The 17,294-nt window shown below is 59.6% G+C and carries 14 protein-coding genes; 2 read left to right on the top strand and 12 right to left on the bottom strand.

Going from position 1 to position 17,294, the window contains the following annotated elements; genetic code table 11:
* Positions 1 to 19 precede the first annotated feature (19 nt).
* The 8 genes from G3O01_RS29820 to G3O01_RS29860 all read right to left on the bottom strand — a co-directional run bounded on the left by G3O01_RS29820 (position 20) and on the right by G3O01_RS29860 (position 11,167).
* Positions 20 to 1,279: a glycoside hydrolase family 71 protein gene (locus G3O01_RS29820; protein WP_346779227.1), complete on the bottom strand. Its 1,260-nt coding sequence runs from the start codon at positions 1,277 to 1,279 to the stop codon at positions 20 to 22.
* A 112-nt stretch (positions 1,280 to 1,391) separates the two neighbouring features.
* Entirely contained in the window at positions 1,392 to 2,648 is a 1,257-nt protein-coding gene (locus G3O01_RS29825) for a hypothetical protein (RefSeq protein ID WP_241024373.1), read from the bottom strand.
* A 25-nt stretch (positions 2,649 to 2,673) separates the two neighbouring features.
* Entirely contained in the window at positions 2,674 to 4,914 is a 2,241-nt protein-coding gene (locus G3O01_RS45415) for a glycosyltransferase (RefSeq protein WP_241024367.1), read from the bottom strand.
* Entirely contained in the window at positions 4,901 to 5,977 is a 1,077-nt protein-coding gene (locus G3O01_RS29840; RefSeq protein ID WP_205810188.1) for a glycosyltransferase, read from the bottom strand. Before G3O01_RS29840 ends, G3O01_RS45415 begins: the two co-directional genes overlap by 14 nt.
* Positions 5,977 to 7,437 (bottom strand): hypothetical protein, encoded by a 1,461-nt coding sequence (locus G3O01_RS29845; RefSeq protein WP_205810189.1) that lies wholly within the window; start codon positions 7,435 to 7,437, stop codon positions 5,977 to 5,979. The genes G3O01_RS29840 and G3O01_RS29845 overlap by 1 nt, the downstream gene beginning before the upstream one ends.
* On the bottom strand, positions 7,434 to 9,656 hold the full coding sequence (locus tag G3O01_RS29850; RefSeq protein WP_205810190.1) for a polysaccharide biosynthesis tyrosine autokinase: 2,223 nt from the start codon (positions 9,654 to 9,656) through the stop codon (positions 7,434 to 7,436). Before G3O01_RS29850 ends, G3O01_RS29845 begins: the two co-directional genes overlap by 4 nt.
* 12 nt (positions 9,657 to 9,668) lie before the next feature.
* A complete protein-coding gene (locus G3O01_RS29855; protein WP_205810191.1) occupies positions 9,669 to 10,106 on the bottom strand; it encodes a low molecular weight protein-tyrosine-phosphatase in 438 nt (145 codons plus the stop codon).
* Complete coding sequence (locus G3O01_RS29860; RefSeq protein ID WP_241024374.1) at positions 10,103 to 11,167, bottom strand: polysaccharide biosynthesis/export family protein; 1,065 nt, start codon at positions 11,165 to 11,167, stop codon at positions 10,103 to 10,105. Before G3O01_RS29860 ends, G3O01_RS29855 begins: the two co-directional genes overlap by 4 nt.
* A gap of 620 nt (positions 11,168 to 11,787) precedes the next feature.
* Between G3O01_RS29860 and G3O01_RS29865 the strand changes: the two genes are divergently transcribed.
* A complete protein-coding gene (locus G3O01_RS29865; protein WP_205810193.1) occupies positions 11,788 to 12,891 on the top strand; it encodes an OpgC domain-containing protein in 1,104 nt (367 codons plus the stop codon).
* Between the two features lie 45 nt (positions 12,892 to 12,936).
* Here G3O01_RS29865 and G3O01_RS29870 read toward each other — a convergent pair whose 3' ends face one another.
* Positions 12,937 to 14,022, bottom strand: a complete 1,086-nt coding sequence (locus tag G3O01_RS29870; RefSeq protein WP_205810194.1) for an AI-2E family transporter — start codon at positions 14,020 to 14,022, stop codon at positions 12,937 to 12,939.
* Positions 14,023 to 14,400: 378 nt separating this feature from the next.
* Here G3O01_RS29870 and G3O01_RS29875 point away from each other — a divergent pair, with 378 nt between their 5' ends.
* Positions 14,401 to 14,688, top strand: coding sequence for a DUF3331 domain-containing protein (locus tag G3O01_RS29875; protein ID WP_205810195.1), 288 nt, complete (start codon positions 14,401 to 14,403; stop codon positions 14,686 to 14,688).
* Positions 14,689 to 14,740: 52 nt separating this feature from the next.
* Here the strand turns inward: G3O01_RS29875 and G3O01_RS29880 are convergent, their stop codons facing one another.
* The 3 genes from G3O01_RS29880 to G3O01_RS29890 form a co-directional block, all read right to left on the bottom strand.
* Positions 14,741 to 15,676, bottom strand: coding sequence for an alpha/beta hydrolase (locus G3O01_RS29880; RefSeq protein WP_205810196.1), 936 nt, complete (start codon positions 15,674 to 15,676; stop codon positions 14,741 to 14,743).
* 65 nt (positions 15,677 to 15,741) lie between these two features.
* Positions 15,742 to 16,233: a thioesterase family protein gene (locus tag G3O01_RS29885; RefSeq protein ID WP_205810197.1), complete on the bottom strand. Its 492-nt coding sequence runs from the start codon at positions 16,231 to 16,233 to the stop codon at positions 15,742 to 15,744.
* A gap of 84 nt (positions 16,234 to 16,317) precedes the next feature.
* Entirely contained in the window at positions 16,318 to 17,283 is a 966-nt protein-coding gene (locus tag G3O01_RS29890) for an L-carnitine dehydrogenase (protein ID WP_205810198.1), read from the bottom strand.
* Between the last annotated feature and the right edge of the window lie 11 nt (positions 17,284 to 17,294).

Raw genomic sequence — 17,294 nt, forward strand, 5'->3', positions numbered from 1 at the left:
CTCGATGTGCCCTCCGCGCTCAGTTTTCCTCGCGCACCAGTGCCGACGATCCGCTGAAGTAATTAAACGCACCGCTGTAGTCATCGGTGCGGATGGATTCTTCGCCCTTCTTGTCGGCGATTGTGTTTCCATTACGAACCAGTACGAAGCGCGGAGCACCGGGTGATGCCGGCACGGCAACATGGTTCACGCCAGCGCATAATTTGTGCGTTGTGTGCGTGCCACCTTGTTCGATCACCAGAACAGCAGCTTCAGTCAGAAACGCAGTCACATGAATTTGAGCAGTCAACGGTGCGCGCACTAAAGGTGGAGGTGGCGTATCGGACGATGTCGGTTCCCCCTTCATCAAGCCAGTTCGGATCGGATGGACACGGTAGAAATAATAGAAGACGTCCCGCTCGATTTCCGGTGCATCGCCCCGCTTAAACCATTCGATAAAATATCGGCTCGCATCGAGGTATGCGGTGTGGTTCAGCAAAGCGCCGAATCGCGGATCATAGACCTGTTTTCGCGTGCTGCTTCCGATGGGTGAAACATACGTTGATTCTGCCCAGTCATTCCACGTGACAATTTGAATCCAATCGACACGCGCTTCGATGGCGGCACGCCATTCTGTCTCCATACCCGAAAAGCCATTGGTCTCGAACGCCCGATAGTTCGTTCCGCTCGCGAGGCCACGATAGTAGGGAGTGACGGACGCCATAAACAGCTTGCCACTGGACTTGAGCGCCTCAGCAAGATTCCTGGTGGACCGCGCCAGCGAATCCGGCAAACCAGCCGCACCAAAATAGAAATATCCGCTCGCGGACTGGCAGCGGCTTGCAACTTCAAGCGCAGCGACATCACCGATTTCCGCTTCGCGCGTGGAAGGCATGAAATGCGGCACGAAGTACGCACCCAGCTTGTCCGCCTGCGCGATCAGTACTTCACAACGAGCAGCGTCTTGTCCACCAAGCGCGTACGATGAAAGCACTGGTTTGCCGTCAACCATTAATTGAGCGGGCAGTTCAGCTGTCGTCCGCACAATTTGATCGAGCTCCTGCTGTGCCTTACCATCTGCCGATACGAATAACCTGAAGCCGTCGCCGAGTTCTTCGGCAGCACGATACATCGTGAGTATCCGAGATCGATACAGCGGTTCGCTCAGTGACCACCCGCCGCAATTCAATGCGAATCCATCTATGCCACGCCGCTGCGCATCGCGGAATTCTGCAACATAGTCAGCGATACGAGCATCACGTCCGCCACGTGGCCAGGCAACCATGTAATGCGCAAACACTTTCCGTTCCGACAATGCAGCAGCACGTGCAGGTCTGGCCATCCACACGAGAGGCGCGCTAGCACATCCTGCAAGCAGCGTTCGACGTTTCATCTTTCCGCGCTGGCTGTTGTCAACCGGTCCTACCCGCCGCGCATGGCACCGTCATTGAATGCCGTGCCGCACGCCCGCCCATCCTCAACGACAACGCCAGCACAAGAGCGCCTGTGATCGCAATGCCCGTCAGTGCACCGAGTAGTCCAAAACCATACGACAAGATAGAAACCAGCAGTAGAGTCGAACTGACCTCGAGTGTCGAAATGCCGACGAAGGATGCGCGATTGGTCGAGAAGATGAAAAGCGATAACACGCGGCAAAGGAAAATGAGCGTAGCACCAAGGAAGGCAGCAAACATGACGCTGAACTGTATCGTCTCGGAGCCAAGCACTGCGATCGGGAACAAACGTACACGGCACGCGAGCAAACTCGAGCACGAGACCAGCGTAAGCAAGGCCACCACTGCAGCGAGCACGCGACCCCACGACATTCGAAAGAGCCACGTGCCACTGTGCTTGATCCGACCACCCAGCACGAGTGCCACGCCTTGCCCGCAGTTAAACGCCAGGTTATGCACGCTCTTCATGCCACGATACAACGACCCCGCAACTGGCCCGGCAACGAATGTGACGATCACGACGTCCACGTGCTTTGCGCCTGAGAAGATCGCATTTCCATACCAGCTTCCCAGAATCGCTTTCTGGTTCTCGCGGAAGAACGTTTTGTATTCGAACCGTAGAAGTCTGAACTTTTCCGCTTCTGACGGAAAAAACTCGGCGTCATGCGGCGCTCCACGGCGCAAACTATAGCCGTACGCGACTAGCAGCATGACGCCATACATGGCTTCGACAAGTAACAGAAGATCGGGAAAATATGGAACGAGTGATTGGTGCACAACGAGTAGCACGACAACCAACACGCGGCTGAGCGCGGATAGCGTAGAAATCGCGCAGATCATGCCGCTCCGGCCATAAAAACGTAGTGCTCCGAGCGAGAAATGCGAGAGTCCGTAGCAAATCGGCGCGATCGTCATCAGCACGCTGAACTGCGTGCGCGCAAGCAGACCACGATCTTCCAATAGCGTGCCGACGGTTGTGAACACGACCGCCGAACCAAACGCGCTAATACAATCCATGAAAATCAACGTCGATACGCGCGAGTGGACCGTTTTGACCGTGAAGATCCGTGGCGAACCGAAATTGAAAAGGTCGATTGAAACGAAAAAGAACGCGATGAGCGCGTACGATTTACCAAGCCATTCGGCATCGAGATACCGCAGCGCGAGCGCTACGGCTACGAAATTGCCCGCGGCCGGCAACGCGGACGCGAGCATCACATAGACAACGTCTCGTTTCATATCAGCCGTACGCTTTTAGCGCGTCGCAATAGTGGCGGTACCGCACCTGCAGTTCCGAATAGCGAAACGCTCGGGCTGTCTCGCGCTGGCGTTGCTTCTGCTCTTCTTGCCACTGCCTGTCGGAGGCAATCTGCATCAACTTTTCGACAAGCGCATCGACATTACCCGCAGGAATCAGGCAGGCCGGATCGAGCACCTCCGCAATGCCACCGACACGCGAGGCGACCGCGGGGACGCCCATCGCCATCGCCTCGAGCAACGCACGCGGCATACCCTCCTGTAACGATGGAAGCACGAATAGGTCGTGCCGGCTAACCACGCGCAGCACGTCCTCTCCATTCAGCGCACCTTCGAACCGCGCATGCTCGGCGAGCCCAAGCTGTTCGGCCAGACTCTTTAGCTCGACATGCAACATGCCGTCGCCAACGAGCGTCAGTTCGATGTTCAAGCCGCGTTCACGCAGAGTCGCGACCGCATGCAGCAAAATCGCATGCCCCTTGCTCCCGTTGTGCATCATGGCGACGTTCACGACGCGAAATACGGCGTCGTCGGCGTGGTCCATCCGATTTCCGTTGTCAAACCCGAACAGCTCGTCGGGTAGATAGACGTCGCTGAAACCGAACGCTTGTGCGTGTGCTCCCGGCGGATATGCCGCCTGCAGGGAGTTCGCCGTCACATATCGCACGGTTCGGCCATGCCTTGCCGCGTGACGCGTAGCCCAGCAATGAACCCGGCGAGCGACACGCCTTAGTGGATGACTAGAGGCCGCCTCACTGAAGTATTCGGCAGGATCGGCGACGATTTCGGCGGAGAATGGCTTGTTGCTTGCCCGACATAGCAGCATCGCCAGCAGCGGAAAATTGCCGGGAAAACGGAGCAACAACAGGTCCGCATCACAGACCAGACGCCAGCAGCGCCATACCAGGTGGGGAAAGTGCTTCATCCACCCTGCTACCCCGCGCGGACTGCCCAGATCAACGAATTGCGTATATCGTCCCGTAACGAGTTCTCCACGGGCCTGTTGTACTGGAAACGACCTGGCTGCAATCAGAACATTTGAAAAATTGCCCTCGAAGCGCGACGCGAATTTTCGGTGCCCCATATGCGGGCTGAAAATTCGGCTCTCCGCTCTCTGGAAGTTGCCGTCCATCAGGAACGTAATCGAAGGTTTTTTTGCAGGCGCAATCAACTCCAGCAATTCCTCACGACGATCGATTGCCGAAGTCGCCAGTTTTCTCCAGAACGGTGCTGTGTCACACCTGAGATTTTCGATCGAAGCAGCAACCTGCTCAGGATCGAAGCTTTCCGCGTGGAACGCATAGTCGGACAGTCCCAGATCGCTAAACGCGGCAAGCCCTTTGCGTTCGTACGCAATGTGAATGCTCGGCGTCCCACCAAGCACGCTTTCGAGGCTGCCGTGCAAACGCACGGACACGACGACGGCATCTTCGTCGCGAATCACATCGCCCAGCGCGGGCGCAGAACTCACACCGAACATCTGTTGGTAGAAGCGATCGTCGCTATTCCCACGCCCGGCGCTCTGCAATGCAAGCGTTGCGTCGGGCGTCAGTTCGAGCAGACGCTGGAGCTTTGCGTTGTAGCGCTCCGCGTAAGGCTTGCCGCCAAGATCGCGAAAAACGAAGTACACCTTGCGGCGCGCGGCGGGAGCAGCGGATATAGCGGTCACGGCTCGCGACATGTGCAATGGCTTGCCGATTTCCAGCACAACCAGGTCGCCGATCCGAACGGAGTTCCGATGATCGAGTTCGCGCACGCTCTTGTCGTCGCGCAACATGATCGTATCGACGTGATTTCGCACGAGCCACTTCAATATATGGCCCGGCACCCCTGAAAACGGGCCGACACTCTGCGGAAAATAGATGCGCGAGCGCGGCTTCCACAGCGACCCACACACGATCTGCAGCCCATGCGCGATCAGCGTCTTGCAGCCCTCCTTCCATGTGCCCGCACGCAGATAGCCGCCACCGACTCCGAAGAATACTGTCTGACGCGCGCGCCTCGCACATACCAATGTTCTGCCCACAAACCGCCAGAGCGAAATCAACTCTACATTCGGATCGTCGAGATAACCATGGAAGGATGCTGGATCAAGACACACAACCGTAATGGGCTGTGCAAATCCAGCATCGCGTAGTGCGCGCAAGCTTAGCTTGACTAGTAGCCCGTCGCCGCTATTGCGTGAACTGTATGCGTGCAGCAGGTAGATATCAGGACTTTTCATAGCAGTTCATCAGGGACTTGAAGAATTTATCCGCGTTGAACGCCTGATCGAATACATGGCGCGAATTTGCGCCCATCCGGCGGCATTCGTCGATGGACAACGCGTTGAGCTGTTCGGCAAGGCAAGCTCCCGTCAGTTGCCGAAGCATCAGGCCGTTGTAGCCGTGGATCACCTGTTCAGGCAACGAGCTTTCACTTGAGACAACCAATACCTTGCCGGCCCGCATTGCCTCAATGGGAACGAGTGCGAGTCCTTCCCAGCGCGATGGAACGACAATGACATCCATCCTGCGCATCGCATCACCCGTCTCCTCCGGGCTTAGCCAACCGTGATAGTTGATACGCGTATCGTTTCCCGAGATCGCCACCCCGCCGCGCACCGCCGTGCCAAACACGTGCACGTGCACGTGATCCTCGAGCAAGGGCAGCGCGTCGACGATTATGTCGAAGCCCTTTTGGTAATCGAGCCGGCCGAAATACCCTACGTCGATATGTTTCTCTCGATGAGATCTCGCGTGGCGCTCCTCCTCGGCTCGATGTGCCGGTATATCCGTCGGAATACCCGTGTACACAAGTTCGACTTTCTCGGGCGCGATGCGATACTTTCGCGCAGCCCGAACTTCATCGAACGACATGCAGAGGATTCGCGCGCAACGCGGCGCCAGCCATTTTTCCATCGAAGCAAAGACAAACGCGGTCACACGCGATATATCCTTTTTCATAAAAGCCCACGCGTGTGGCGTATAAAGTACTCGCTCATCTTCGAACCGGTTAAGGCGAACGTAGAATCCAGGATATGAGCTATGGCAATGAACGACGTCTGCATTCAGCGAACGGATAATCTCACCCATCCTGCGTGCGACTGGCAGGATGCGAAATGGATTACGGCTGGATCGATACGGTACGACCTGAAAGCCGTCGGCATCGAGTCTTGAAATGTCCATTCTGGCGGGATCGCAGACGAGGACCACTTCGTGTCCACCGCTGGACTGTTCGCTCATAAGGGCCGCAACATAACTGGCGATACCCCCTGTCCATGCTTCAACCACGTGAACTATCTTCATTATTCACTCACGATCCCTGACGCGATTGACGCGCCGGAACTCCTTTTTTTTAGCAACATCGACATGGGAAAAGCAAACAGCAAAATCCATCTAACTACGTAGTACGCCAAAACATTTGAGTCGAAAAGAAAGTACAGAAACGGCAACGGATAAGACACCACTTTCACCGGCAACCATTTCCAGTTCGAGCCGTTGGCCATACGGCCAATTCGATCGATCATCCACGCCGCCACGACGAACGACAGCAGATAGCCGAACATGCCGAAATTGACGAGGAACTCGCCCGGCATGCCGAACAGAAGCGTGGTTTCATCAGACTGGTTACTTTCGCTTCCGCGAACAATGTCACTCTTCTCGCGTGCGAACGTTTCCGGCTTGTCTTTCCACATCGCCTTAGGAACGATCGCAGCTGCTGCGCCCACGAAACTACGGCCCATCGCGAGCGTGAAATCTGGTTTGGAGAGTGCGTCCAATGCTTTTACCTGCACGTCAAAGCGGGACAGATCTCTGAACAGGAAGAAGCTAAGCGGCCCCATCGACAATTGCAGCATTCGCTGATCAGCGAAGTTTTCCGAAATATTGCCGATCTCTGAATAGTCGATTCCGAATTTCATCGGCAGCATCGCGAGGCCGCCTACGGCGACGCAGATTCCTGCGAGTTTCGCTATGCGCCGGCTGATATGTGTCACGAATGCGTTGTAAATGAGAGAGGCGAACAGCAGCACGAACACCATGCCTTGCCGGTTTCCGAAAACACCTGACGACAACCACCCAAGCACGACAAGTTGCACAAACGCCGCCGTTCTCAACGCGCGGTTACGCCAGGGTCTGAGCATGATGCAAGCGAATACCCAGAGGGGTGCCGTATTGGCAAGCGCCTGCACGACACCCAGCCCTTCGAGGGGATCGTTTTCAGTGACTGACGTTTCAAGGCGATCCGCATAAAGCTGCACGATCTGGCCATAGCCGCCGAGCTTCAGGTAGATGAACAACAGTGCCGCGAGGGCCATCAACGCGAACACGTAAGCCCATCGGCTCACCCTTACATTGCGCAGCGTCTCCGGCAATACGGATCGCGCTACGCCGCCCCTTCGCATTGCGATAAGCGTGACGTTCATCGCCCAGATGCCGACGATATTCAGCGCGAACCAACTGATCGTCGCGGGGTCCCGTTCGGACAGGAGCGTCAGATAGATCTCGTCGCGCAGGATCAGTTGCCCGGCGGGCAGCACGCAAAAATAGCCAAGCGCGAATATTCGCCACAGCCTGAGCAACTCATTGTCGGCCTTGATGAACCAGATGCTCGCGCCCTCGAGCAGCAACAACACGATCGTCAATGGGTCGGCGCCGCCAAGATGAACTGCTGTGAAGAGTCCCGTCACGGCGAGGCCACCCGTGAGCAGCGGAACAAACGGCGGCTTGCGCCGCCCCCTGCGCCATGGCGCGCGCGAAGTGCTCATTTCGTCGCCTTCCGGCTCTGATATTGATAGGCAACATAGCGATAAGCGCCGTACCTCGAGCGATAACCGAATGCGCTCGGGCTCACGCCATTGAAGAGCACGCCTTTGAGCGGTGCACGTGCACGCCGCAATTGACGCGCGCTTTCGTTGATTTCTCCAATACTCGTACGCTGAAACCGCGCGACGAGAAACACCATGCCGGCGATGTTCGCCATGGCCGATACGTCTGAAGCCACCAGCATCGGCGGTGTATCGATAATGACCATGTCGTAGCGGGCGCGTAGCATTGCGATGAGACTGCTCATCTTCTCGCTGACCAGCAACTCTGAGACATCGTGCGGAATGCTGCCCGTTGTGAGCAGATCGAGTCCCGGCCAAACGTCGCGCCGGATCGCGTCGTCAGCCGTGACCACACCCAGAAGCACATCTGACAAACCATCTCCGCGCCCGCAGCCAAAATATTGATGCAGGTGTCCACGCCGCATATCGGCGTCGACCAGCAGCACGCGCTTCGTCCCGCCACACAATACGGCGGCGAGGTTGGCGGATATGAACGATTTTCCGACGCCTGGCGCAGGCCCTGTCAGCAGAACGCAGTTGCTTTGCGCATCCAGCATCGCGAAGGTCAACGAGGTACGCATGCTGCGCAGGCTCTCTATTGCCGGCTCTGCAGGATTTGTTTTCGCAAGCAGATGTCTTTCCGCACGCACGTCGGCGTTGAACGATTTCTGCGCGCGTGACAGCGGAATGGTGCCGTACACGTTGAGCCCTGTGTAACGCTCGATGTCCTGCGCGTCCGTTACGCCGCCATACAACATTTCTCTCGCGAACGCGACGCCAATACCGAGCATCAGACCCGCAATCGCCGCCAGCCCGATCACAAGCGGAATCTTCGGCCACACGACTTCTTCCGGCACGCGGGCGATGTCCACGAGACGAACGCTGCCAACCTTCCCTGCCGCAACCAGTTTCAGTTGCTGAATATTGTTGAGCGTGCCGACGTAGATGCCCTGATCGACCTGCACGTCGCGCATGAGTGACACCATATCCTGCTCGATGTCGGGCAGACGCTTCATGCGGCTGTTGACATCACCGAGTCTTGCTTTGATCGCGTCGATCTGCTGATCAAGACCGATAATGGCGGGATGACCCGGCGCGTACCGCGTGGCGAGATCGTCGCGCTTCTGGAGCAGATCCAACTGGCTGTTCTGCATGGCGACGCTCTGCTGCAACAGGCTTTGAGCCTCGAGACTCAAGTCAAAGGCGCCGTAATGGTTGCGCATCGCGTTGTAGCGCTTCTCCGCCGTTTGCAAATCGAGCTTGAGTTTTGGCAGGAGACCCTCGAGGAACTGCGACGACTTTTCCGCTTCGGCAGCTTTTCGTTTGGCGTTTTGTGCAACATAGGCCTCTCCGATGCGGTTCAGAATCGCGGAGATCTGCTCAGGATCACGGCCGCGTAGCGTGCCGTTGATAATGTCGCTCTGCTTGCCTTCCTGCCGGACGGTGAATTCACGCTGCAGATCGACCAGGGTTTTGAGCGACGACTCGCGTGTTAAGTCGAACGCTGCGCGGGGCGCGGCGTGTATGGCCGACACGAGCAACCGGATGTGACCAACGCTCTGCTCGACGTCCACGCGTTCGCCGATCGCGCCTTCGATGGGCGAGTCGAGATCGGACTGCTCCAGACGGAAGCGATCCTTATCGAGTAACGTCAGTTTGAAGGGTTTGCCTTCCAGCTCTTTCGGCACGTCGAATTCGCGCACGTCGATTGATTCGTTGCCCCAGCAAAAACCTCCCCAGCCTAAAATTCCCGGATTGGATAATGATTTCGCGCCGCCGGCAATGCGCCAGCCGATCAGCGGAAAATAATGCGGCCGGGCGTCGATAAAGAGTTGCAGGCTCTGCACAGCCTGATCGACGACCATACGCGACTGCAAGATCTTCGACTCACCTTCGGCTTGTGTTTTTACATTGAATAGCGACGACACGTCCCCGAGCAACGAGCTGGCGCTTGTCGGATTATCTTCCTCGACTTGCACGAGAATATTGGCCTGGTACGCGGGTTGGGCGAGCAGCGCATAGGCAGCGCCCAGCAGCAAGACAACGCCGAAGATGCTCGCAATGAGCCAACGGTTTGCGAATAGCGTATCCAGATAACGGATGAAATCGCTCTCTTCGCCTGGTCGGTCATCGACGATCGGTTGTTCCTGGTAATTCATGTTGCACTTTTGTCAGGTCATGGCTTTGATACGGGGCACCCACGCGTCGACGCCCTTCTGGATCAACCTGAAGGCATCGTAAAAGCGTGTAACTGGCTTCCGGTATGGATCGGGCACGTCGAAGCGTTCTATTTCTCCGAGACGGAATACCTTCCCCGACGCGCACGGATGGCGGCGCACAATCTCGTGCCTCTGCGAGGCTTCCATGGCGAGAATCAGATCGCAGTTGCTGACGAGTTCGAGATTGAGCAGTTGTGCACGATGCCCGGCAATGTCGAGTCCCGACTCTGCCGCGACGCGTATTGCAAGTGGATCGGCACACGATCCCGCCATTGCGTCGAGACCGGCCGAATGCACCGCGACGCCGCCAAGCTTCCCGTCGAGGAGGTATTGCGCCATGGGGCTGCGGCAGATATTGCCGGCGCACACGACCAGTATCGTCTTGATCATTTGCTTACTATCGCGCCCGTCAATGCCGCATTTATCGCAGGCAGCAGCAGGCTTAGCACACGGGAAAAGCGCACGAGTCCATTCGCGTCGACATAAACGACGTCGCGGGGATTGAGTTCGAACTGATTCGCGAGAATCATCGAAACGGGAGACTTCGCTTCGAGACGGAACACCTTCAGATCTGCGCTCATCGAATCGCGAATCACATACACTTGCGATGCATCCGCTGTCGTGTTGTTCAGGCTGCCTGCCTGCGCGATCGCTTCACTCAGCGACAGGCGTCCGCTTCGCATAGGCACGGCCTTGACCGGCTTGTTCACTTCACCCATCACGAAGACGCCGTTTTCTTCGCGCGCCAGGACACGAAGAAGATCCCCGTCCTTGAGCACGATCCGCGCGGGATTGAGTCCCTGTTCGAACATTCCCGTGAGATCCAGCCGATAGGAATGGCCCGCACGCACCAACACGATTCGACTCTGATCGGCCGTGGATGAGAAACCGCCCGCCCTGTTGACGGCGTCGTAGAGAGTCATCGGAATATCGTTGACGGGCAGCGTGCCCGGCGCGTGCACTTCGCCGTCGATATAGACCTGCCTCGCACGAAAGGAAGCAACGCGTACGGTAACCTGCGGCTTGACGAAAACCCGGCTTAGCGCACTGGCGAGTAGCCGTTGAACCTGCTCGGGTTTCAGGCCTTCGGCGCGAATCTGGCCCACATACGGAAAGTCGAGGTTGCCGTCCTGGTCGATAACGAATCCGGGGATGGGATCGGCGGGCCGCGTCGTCGTTTGCCCCGTTGGGATTTGCGCCTGCGCCAGCTCGGGATGATCCCAGACCGTAATTTGCAGCACATCGCCCCTACCCAGCGTGTAAGGCTCCGGGCTCGTCAACAGACCTTGCGCCAGACCTGAATTGACGTGTTTCAGATCCTCTTTCATCCGTGCAATCAGCGCGGCGTCTATATCCGTGATCTGCACGGAGGACTCCTGCGCGCCAGGATGACTCTCTGCCTCGCTCGTCGCGGATCCCGCGGATGCGCTCATCTTCATGCCCGGCGCCATTGCACAACTGGCCAGCCCCGCGCATGCCACAACGAGCACTGCGAGTCGGCCACATAGCGCAGCACCCTTGCGTGGCACATCCCAAACCGCTTCCATCTGTCTACCCTCGTCTCTGCACACCCAGTCGCCCGACAAGCAAACGCATCACGTTCCCGGCCCGCCGTCTGACACCAGACGACACGGCGCAGCAGAGCGGACTGCGATCGACGACGCCTTCGCGTCACGCGTGTCAGCGAGCCGGAAGCATACGAATCCCTCCCCCGGATTTCCGGCCAATACCCGAACCGTTTTCGCCAATTCCCATCTCATATTTCGAAACGTGGATGGATCCACAAGCGATGCGCATAACCACTTTCTTACCAAAAATGCAACCAGGAGGAACTCTGAGAGATAATGTCGGTCCATCTGGGGACGTGCGGCGGTTCCCTGGCCGGTTTCCCAGCGGGCAAAAGCCTCAGAGACCACCCGGAACCCGGCCAGCCGGCCGCGCCAGCCCTTTCAGGCCTATGCCTGCCGGGCCGCATACGCACCACGCATACCTCACCCGTTTCCCGCCTCATCGAAACCGCGCTGCGCGCCGTTCGCGCACCGTTTCAGGAGGCGTTTTGCCGAAAAAACGCATGCAGACATCAAAAAACCGTCTGATCGAGCTGGACTTCTTCCGAGGGCTGGTTCTTCTTTTTATCGTCGTCGACCACATTGGCGGCAGCATCCTGTCGCGCGCGACGCTGCACGCGTACGCGCTGTGCGACGCCGCCGAAGTCTTCGTGTTCCTCGGCGGATTCGCTACAGCCACGGCTTACGCGTCGCTGGCAAGGCGCCACACGGAAGCCGACGCGCGCAACCGCTTCTTCAAGCGCTCACTCGAGCTCTACAGGGCGTTTCTGATCACGGCCGTCCTGATGCTGCTCGTGAGCGCGGTGATGAGCGCATTCAGCATCGACGCGCCCAACATGGCCACGACCGATCTCGACGACATGATGGACACGCCCACTGCCGTCCTGCGCGACATCCTGCTGTTCCGTCGTCAGCCATATCTGGCGTCCGTTCTGCCGATGTACGCGTTCTTCGCGTTCGCGGTGCCCGCCGTCCTGCCGCTCGCGCGCAGCAAGCCCTGGCTGCTGCTCGCCGGCAGTCTCGCCGTGTGGGCCATTGCGCCGTCGATGCTGCCGCATCTGCCCGTCGCGGAAGACGCGCAATGGGATTTCAATCCCTTCGCGTGGCAGCTGATGTTCGTGCTGGGTGTGATCGCGCAGACGCAGCCTGTCTATCAACGCGCGAGCGCGCATCGCTATGGCTGGCTGGTAACGGTGCTCGCCTGCGGCATCGTCGCGGCGGCAGCGTGGTTCAAGCTGTTCGTGGAAGCGGGTCCGCTCGACAGCAGCCTGAAGCAGAATCTGTCGTGGCTGCGCGCGATGAATTTCCTCGCGATCGCATGGATCGTGGCAAATATGGTGCGCATCGGCTGGGCGCGCACGCTTGCGCAGCGCCTGCCGTGGATCGGGCTTGTCGGCCGCAGAGGGTTGGTGTGCTTTGTCGCAGGAACGGTGATTTCGCTTGTCGTCGACTCGCTGCTCTATACGGCCACCGACGGCTATCTGAACGTGCCGCTCGGTCTGCTCGCCGATGCCGTCGCAATCGGCTCGCTGCTCGCAGTTGCAAAGGTTTCGGTGCCGATCTCGCGCGTGCTCACGCTGCGTCTGCGCGGATCGGGGCCGGCCTGAACGGCGCTACCGGCCGCACCCAAAGACACGCGTGGACCCGGTTGATTAACGCTCGACCCACTCGGTCCACAACACCATCAGCACCGTCATCAGCGCCGGGCCGACGAACAAGCCGAGCAGCCCGAACGTCTCCGCGCCGCCCAGAATCCCGAACAGCACGAGCAGAAACGGCAGCCGCGCGGAGTTGCCGATCAGCACGGGCCGCACGAAGTGCTCGGCGACGAACGCCACGACAAACCCAAACACCGCAAGACCGATCGCCGGCATCAGCGCGCCCTGCTCGATGAAAAGCCAAAGTGCCGCGCCACAGAACACGATAGGCGCGCAAAACGGCAGCATCGCGGCAATCGCGGTCACGAAACCGAGCAGCGCCGCGTGCGGCACGCCCGTCAGCATATAGGCGAGCAGCAGCAGCGCGCCCTCGCCGATCCCGACCACCACCAGCCCCGACACCGTGCCGCGCACGGCCGCGGCCATCCGTTCGACGAGATGCATGCCGTCGTAGCCGAACGCACGCCGCACGCCCTTCATCAGTTCGCCCGACAGCTTGGGCCCAGCCTGGAAGATCACGAACAGCGTGACGAGCATGAAGCCGAACAGCATCAGCGCATGCGCGGCACGCGCGCCGAAGTGCCGCCCGAATGTGACGACGGCACCGCCGTGCAAGCCCTTCATCGCAGGCGAATCGCGCAGCGGCTGCGCCAGGTTGTCCTGCCACCAGCTCGCAATTTGCGCCGCGCCCCACGGAAGATGCTGAACGAAATCGGGCAGCGGAATGCCGTTTTCCTGGACGTTGCGCGCCCAGTCGATCACGTCGTGCGCCTCAGCCGCCGCCTGCGCAATGCCGATCCCGACAGGCAGCAGGAACACGAGGCCGATCACGATCGTCAGCACGGTGGCGAGCAAGGTCGAACGCCCCTTGAACATCTTGTGCTCTTCGATCCGGTGAAACGCCGGCCACAGCGCGATCGCAATCACACAGGCCCAGGCGATGGCCGGCACGAAGTCGCGGATCACCCAGATCGCCAGCGCCACCATCACGGCATACAGGCCGACGGACGCGATCCGCTGCATCTTGCGGCGATTCGGCATGTCGGCCTCGGATGGAACGTCGGGCGGGCGCTGGTTCATGTGACCTCGTAAGTGGATTCGATGCGTCGTCAACAACCGGCCATCGCATGACGATGCGTGCAATGTCCTTCAGCGGATCTGAGCATGCGCAATGCCGGAGCACACCCGCCGCTGGCTGCCGAACCGTTCATCTTAAAGGATGACGCTCACGCCCGTAGGGCACGGCATCTGATCCAGCCCTTTTCCGCCTTTCATACAACAGTTCGTTGCATATTTGTATGTAATCGATATGACAGCCCGCAAATCGGCTTATTACCGTTCCCGTGCATGGTCGCTATCTCATTATTGCGGAATCGGGAACAGTGTTTCTACGCGGGCACAATGGCTCTCACGCGCGCGCGGGACTACATTCGGCACACCACAACTACGGAGCCGACCATGACGACCTTGGAGTGTTTGCCGTTGACGGGCGCCAACGGGTTGCGCATCGAGATTCTCGAGCACTCTGACACGACGCTGGTGATCCGCTGGGTCGAACCCGGCCGCTGCCATTACGGGGAGCAGCGCTGGCGCCGCCGCTCGGCGCATACGTCGGGCACCTGCGCCGTTTCGCGCCGCAAGATCCGCCGCGGCGATGCCGTCTTCAAGCCGGCCGAACGCCCCGCTCCGGCCAACGCCTCCGCGATGATCGCGGCCGAAGTGCTCGAACACGCGCTCGCCGCATAACCGACGTTTCTGGCAACAATCGGGAGCGGGAGTTCCCGACGGGGTTTTCCATTCAGTCTGCCGCGTGCCCGGCAAGGAACCGGCACACCTCGCGATGCATCCATTGCACGCCCGGGCTCGTCGCCAGTGCCCGCCACGATCCATGCACGAGGCCGACGCCGACAGGCGCGTGCGCCTGCCCTCCCGCCGCGCGAATGCGTTCGGCGAACACGCGCGCGTCGTCGCGCAACGGATCGTGCTCGACGCCGATCGCAAGCGTCGGCGGCAATCCCTCATAGTGTGAGGTGTCGAGCGGGACGGTCCATGCGTGATCGCGCGCCCTGTCGCCCCAGTACAGCGCGCCGTAGCGCCGCACATCGGCAAGCGTGAGCATCGGCGCAGTGGCTTCCGTATCGCGCGCGGGCAATTGCGGCTCGATGCCGAGCATCGGATAGACGAGCGCGACGCCGCGCACGCCCTTCACCCCCTCGTCGCGCAGACGCAGCGCGACGCTCGCGGCAAGCGTGCCGCCCGCACTGTCGCCAGCCAGTTGCAGAGAATGCGGCAACTGATCAAACGGCAGCCTGCCGTCGAGCGCGGCACGCGTGACTGCGAGGCAATCGTCGTGAGCGGCAGGCGCGGGGTGTTCGGGCGCAAGCCGATAATCAACGGCCACCACGTGCAGCCCCGTATCCGCGGCGATGCGCGCCGTAATCAGGTCATGACTGTCGAGCGATCCGACCACGAACCCGCCGCCATGAAAAAACAGCACTGTGCCCGTCGATCGCGTGCGCTGGGCAGGTGCATAGAGACGCACATTGAACGTGTGGCCATCGGGCGAGGTGAACGGCGCGTCATGAGTCGTGACGCCGCTGGGTAACGGCGGCGTGAAGGCCGCGGCTGCGCGTGCATAGTTCGCCCGTTGATCGGCGAGCGTCGACGCGGCGCGATCGTCCGGATAGAAACGCGACATGCGTTCGATGAAGGCAATCATCTCCGGTTCAAGCATGTCGCGCGCTCTCCGCTTTTCGTTGTCCGATTATGCACACGGTACGCACACGGGCGCCAGCGGCGCTACCTGCGCGTTTGCCCCGGCAAACCGATCACGCGCCCCGCGTACTGCGCGGCAGGCAGCGAGGCTTGAGCATCGACGAGCGCATGCACGCGTGCCTCGACGTCACTGTCGAATACGGCCGAACGCGGGCCGCTGGTGTCGACGTGCAGCAGCATCTGCTCGCCCGCCGCGACGGGTTCGTCACCGTCACCGGCGTACATTTCGAGGTAAAGGTGCATGCGCTTGGCGTCATGCGCGAGCAGACGCATGTCGACCTGCACCTTCGTCCCTTCCTTGATTTCGTGCAGATAGTTGATGTGCGCTTCGAGCGTATAGATCGAGCGGCCGCGCGCCTTGCGCACGGTATCGTCGAGGCCGATCTGGTCGATCAGCGCATCGGTCGCGAAGCTGAAAATCAGCATATAGAACGCGTCGCGCAGATGGCCGTTGTAATCGACCCACTCGGCGCGCACGACGTCGTGATACACAGGCAGGTCCGCATGTCGCGGCATGGCGAATGTCTCCGTCGCGTTGAATGAGGTGCTGTGCGCGGGCATCGCGTTCGATGCCCGCGCAGGCACAGATATTACGCGAGCTTATTCGTCTGCACGCAAACCATGACGCGCTTTCGTTTCGGCAATCGCCGACAGCACGTTCGTGATGCATTCGTCGCGATACCGTTCGAGCTGCTTGATCGAACGCTCGCCAACCTGCTCAGCCGTGCCGTCCACCACGCGATCGATCAGCTGATCCGTCAGCTTCGGTGCGACGAGTTTGGTCCACGGCAACTCCAGCGCGGGGCCGAATTGCTGCATGAAATGGCGCATGCCCGCGTCACCGCCCGCGAGCGTATAGGTGAGAAACGTCCCCATGAAGGACCAGCGAATGCCCGCGCCAAAACGGATCGCATCGTCGATTTCGCCCGTCGTCGCGACACCTTCGTCGACCAGATGCAGTGCTTCGCGCCACAACGCTTCCAGCAGACGATCAGCGATGAAGCCCGGCACTTCCTTACGTACGTGCAGTGGTCGCATGCCGAGGGCAGCGTAGATGCCAATCGCCGCATCGATGGTCGACGGCGCCGTTTGCTCACCGCCCAGTACTTCGACGAGCGGCAACAGATACACCGGATTGAACGGATGCCCGACGATGCATCGTTCAGGATGCAACGCACGCGCGTAGAAATCGGTCGGCAGCAAACCCGATGTCGACGAAGCGATGATCGCATTCGGCTTCGCGGCGCGGCTGATCTGCTCGTGCAGCGCAAGCTTCAGTTCTTCGCGCTCGGGCGCGCTTTCCTGAATGAAGTCTGCTTGCGCGACGCACGCCTCGATTGTCTTCACGAAGCGCAGCCGTTCCTGCGAAGCACCCGCCGCGAGCCCCACACGTTCGAGCGCGGGCCATGCATTTGCAACGTTGTCGCGCAACTGCTTCTCCGCACCCGGCGCCGGGTCCCACGCGATGACGTCGAGCCCGTGCGCGAGCGCGCGCGCTACCCAGCCGCTGCCGATTACGCCTGCGCCGATGGCTGCAAACGTCTTGATGTCGGTAATCACTGCCATTGCAGATAATC

Origin of the sequence: Burkholderia sp. Ac-20365 (genome assembly GCF_017104715.1) — a bacterium.
Lineage (GTDB): Bacteria > Pseudomonadota > Gammaproteobacteria > Burkholderiales > Burkholderiaceae > Paraburkholderia.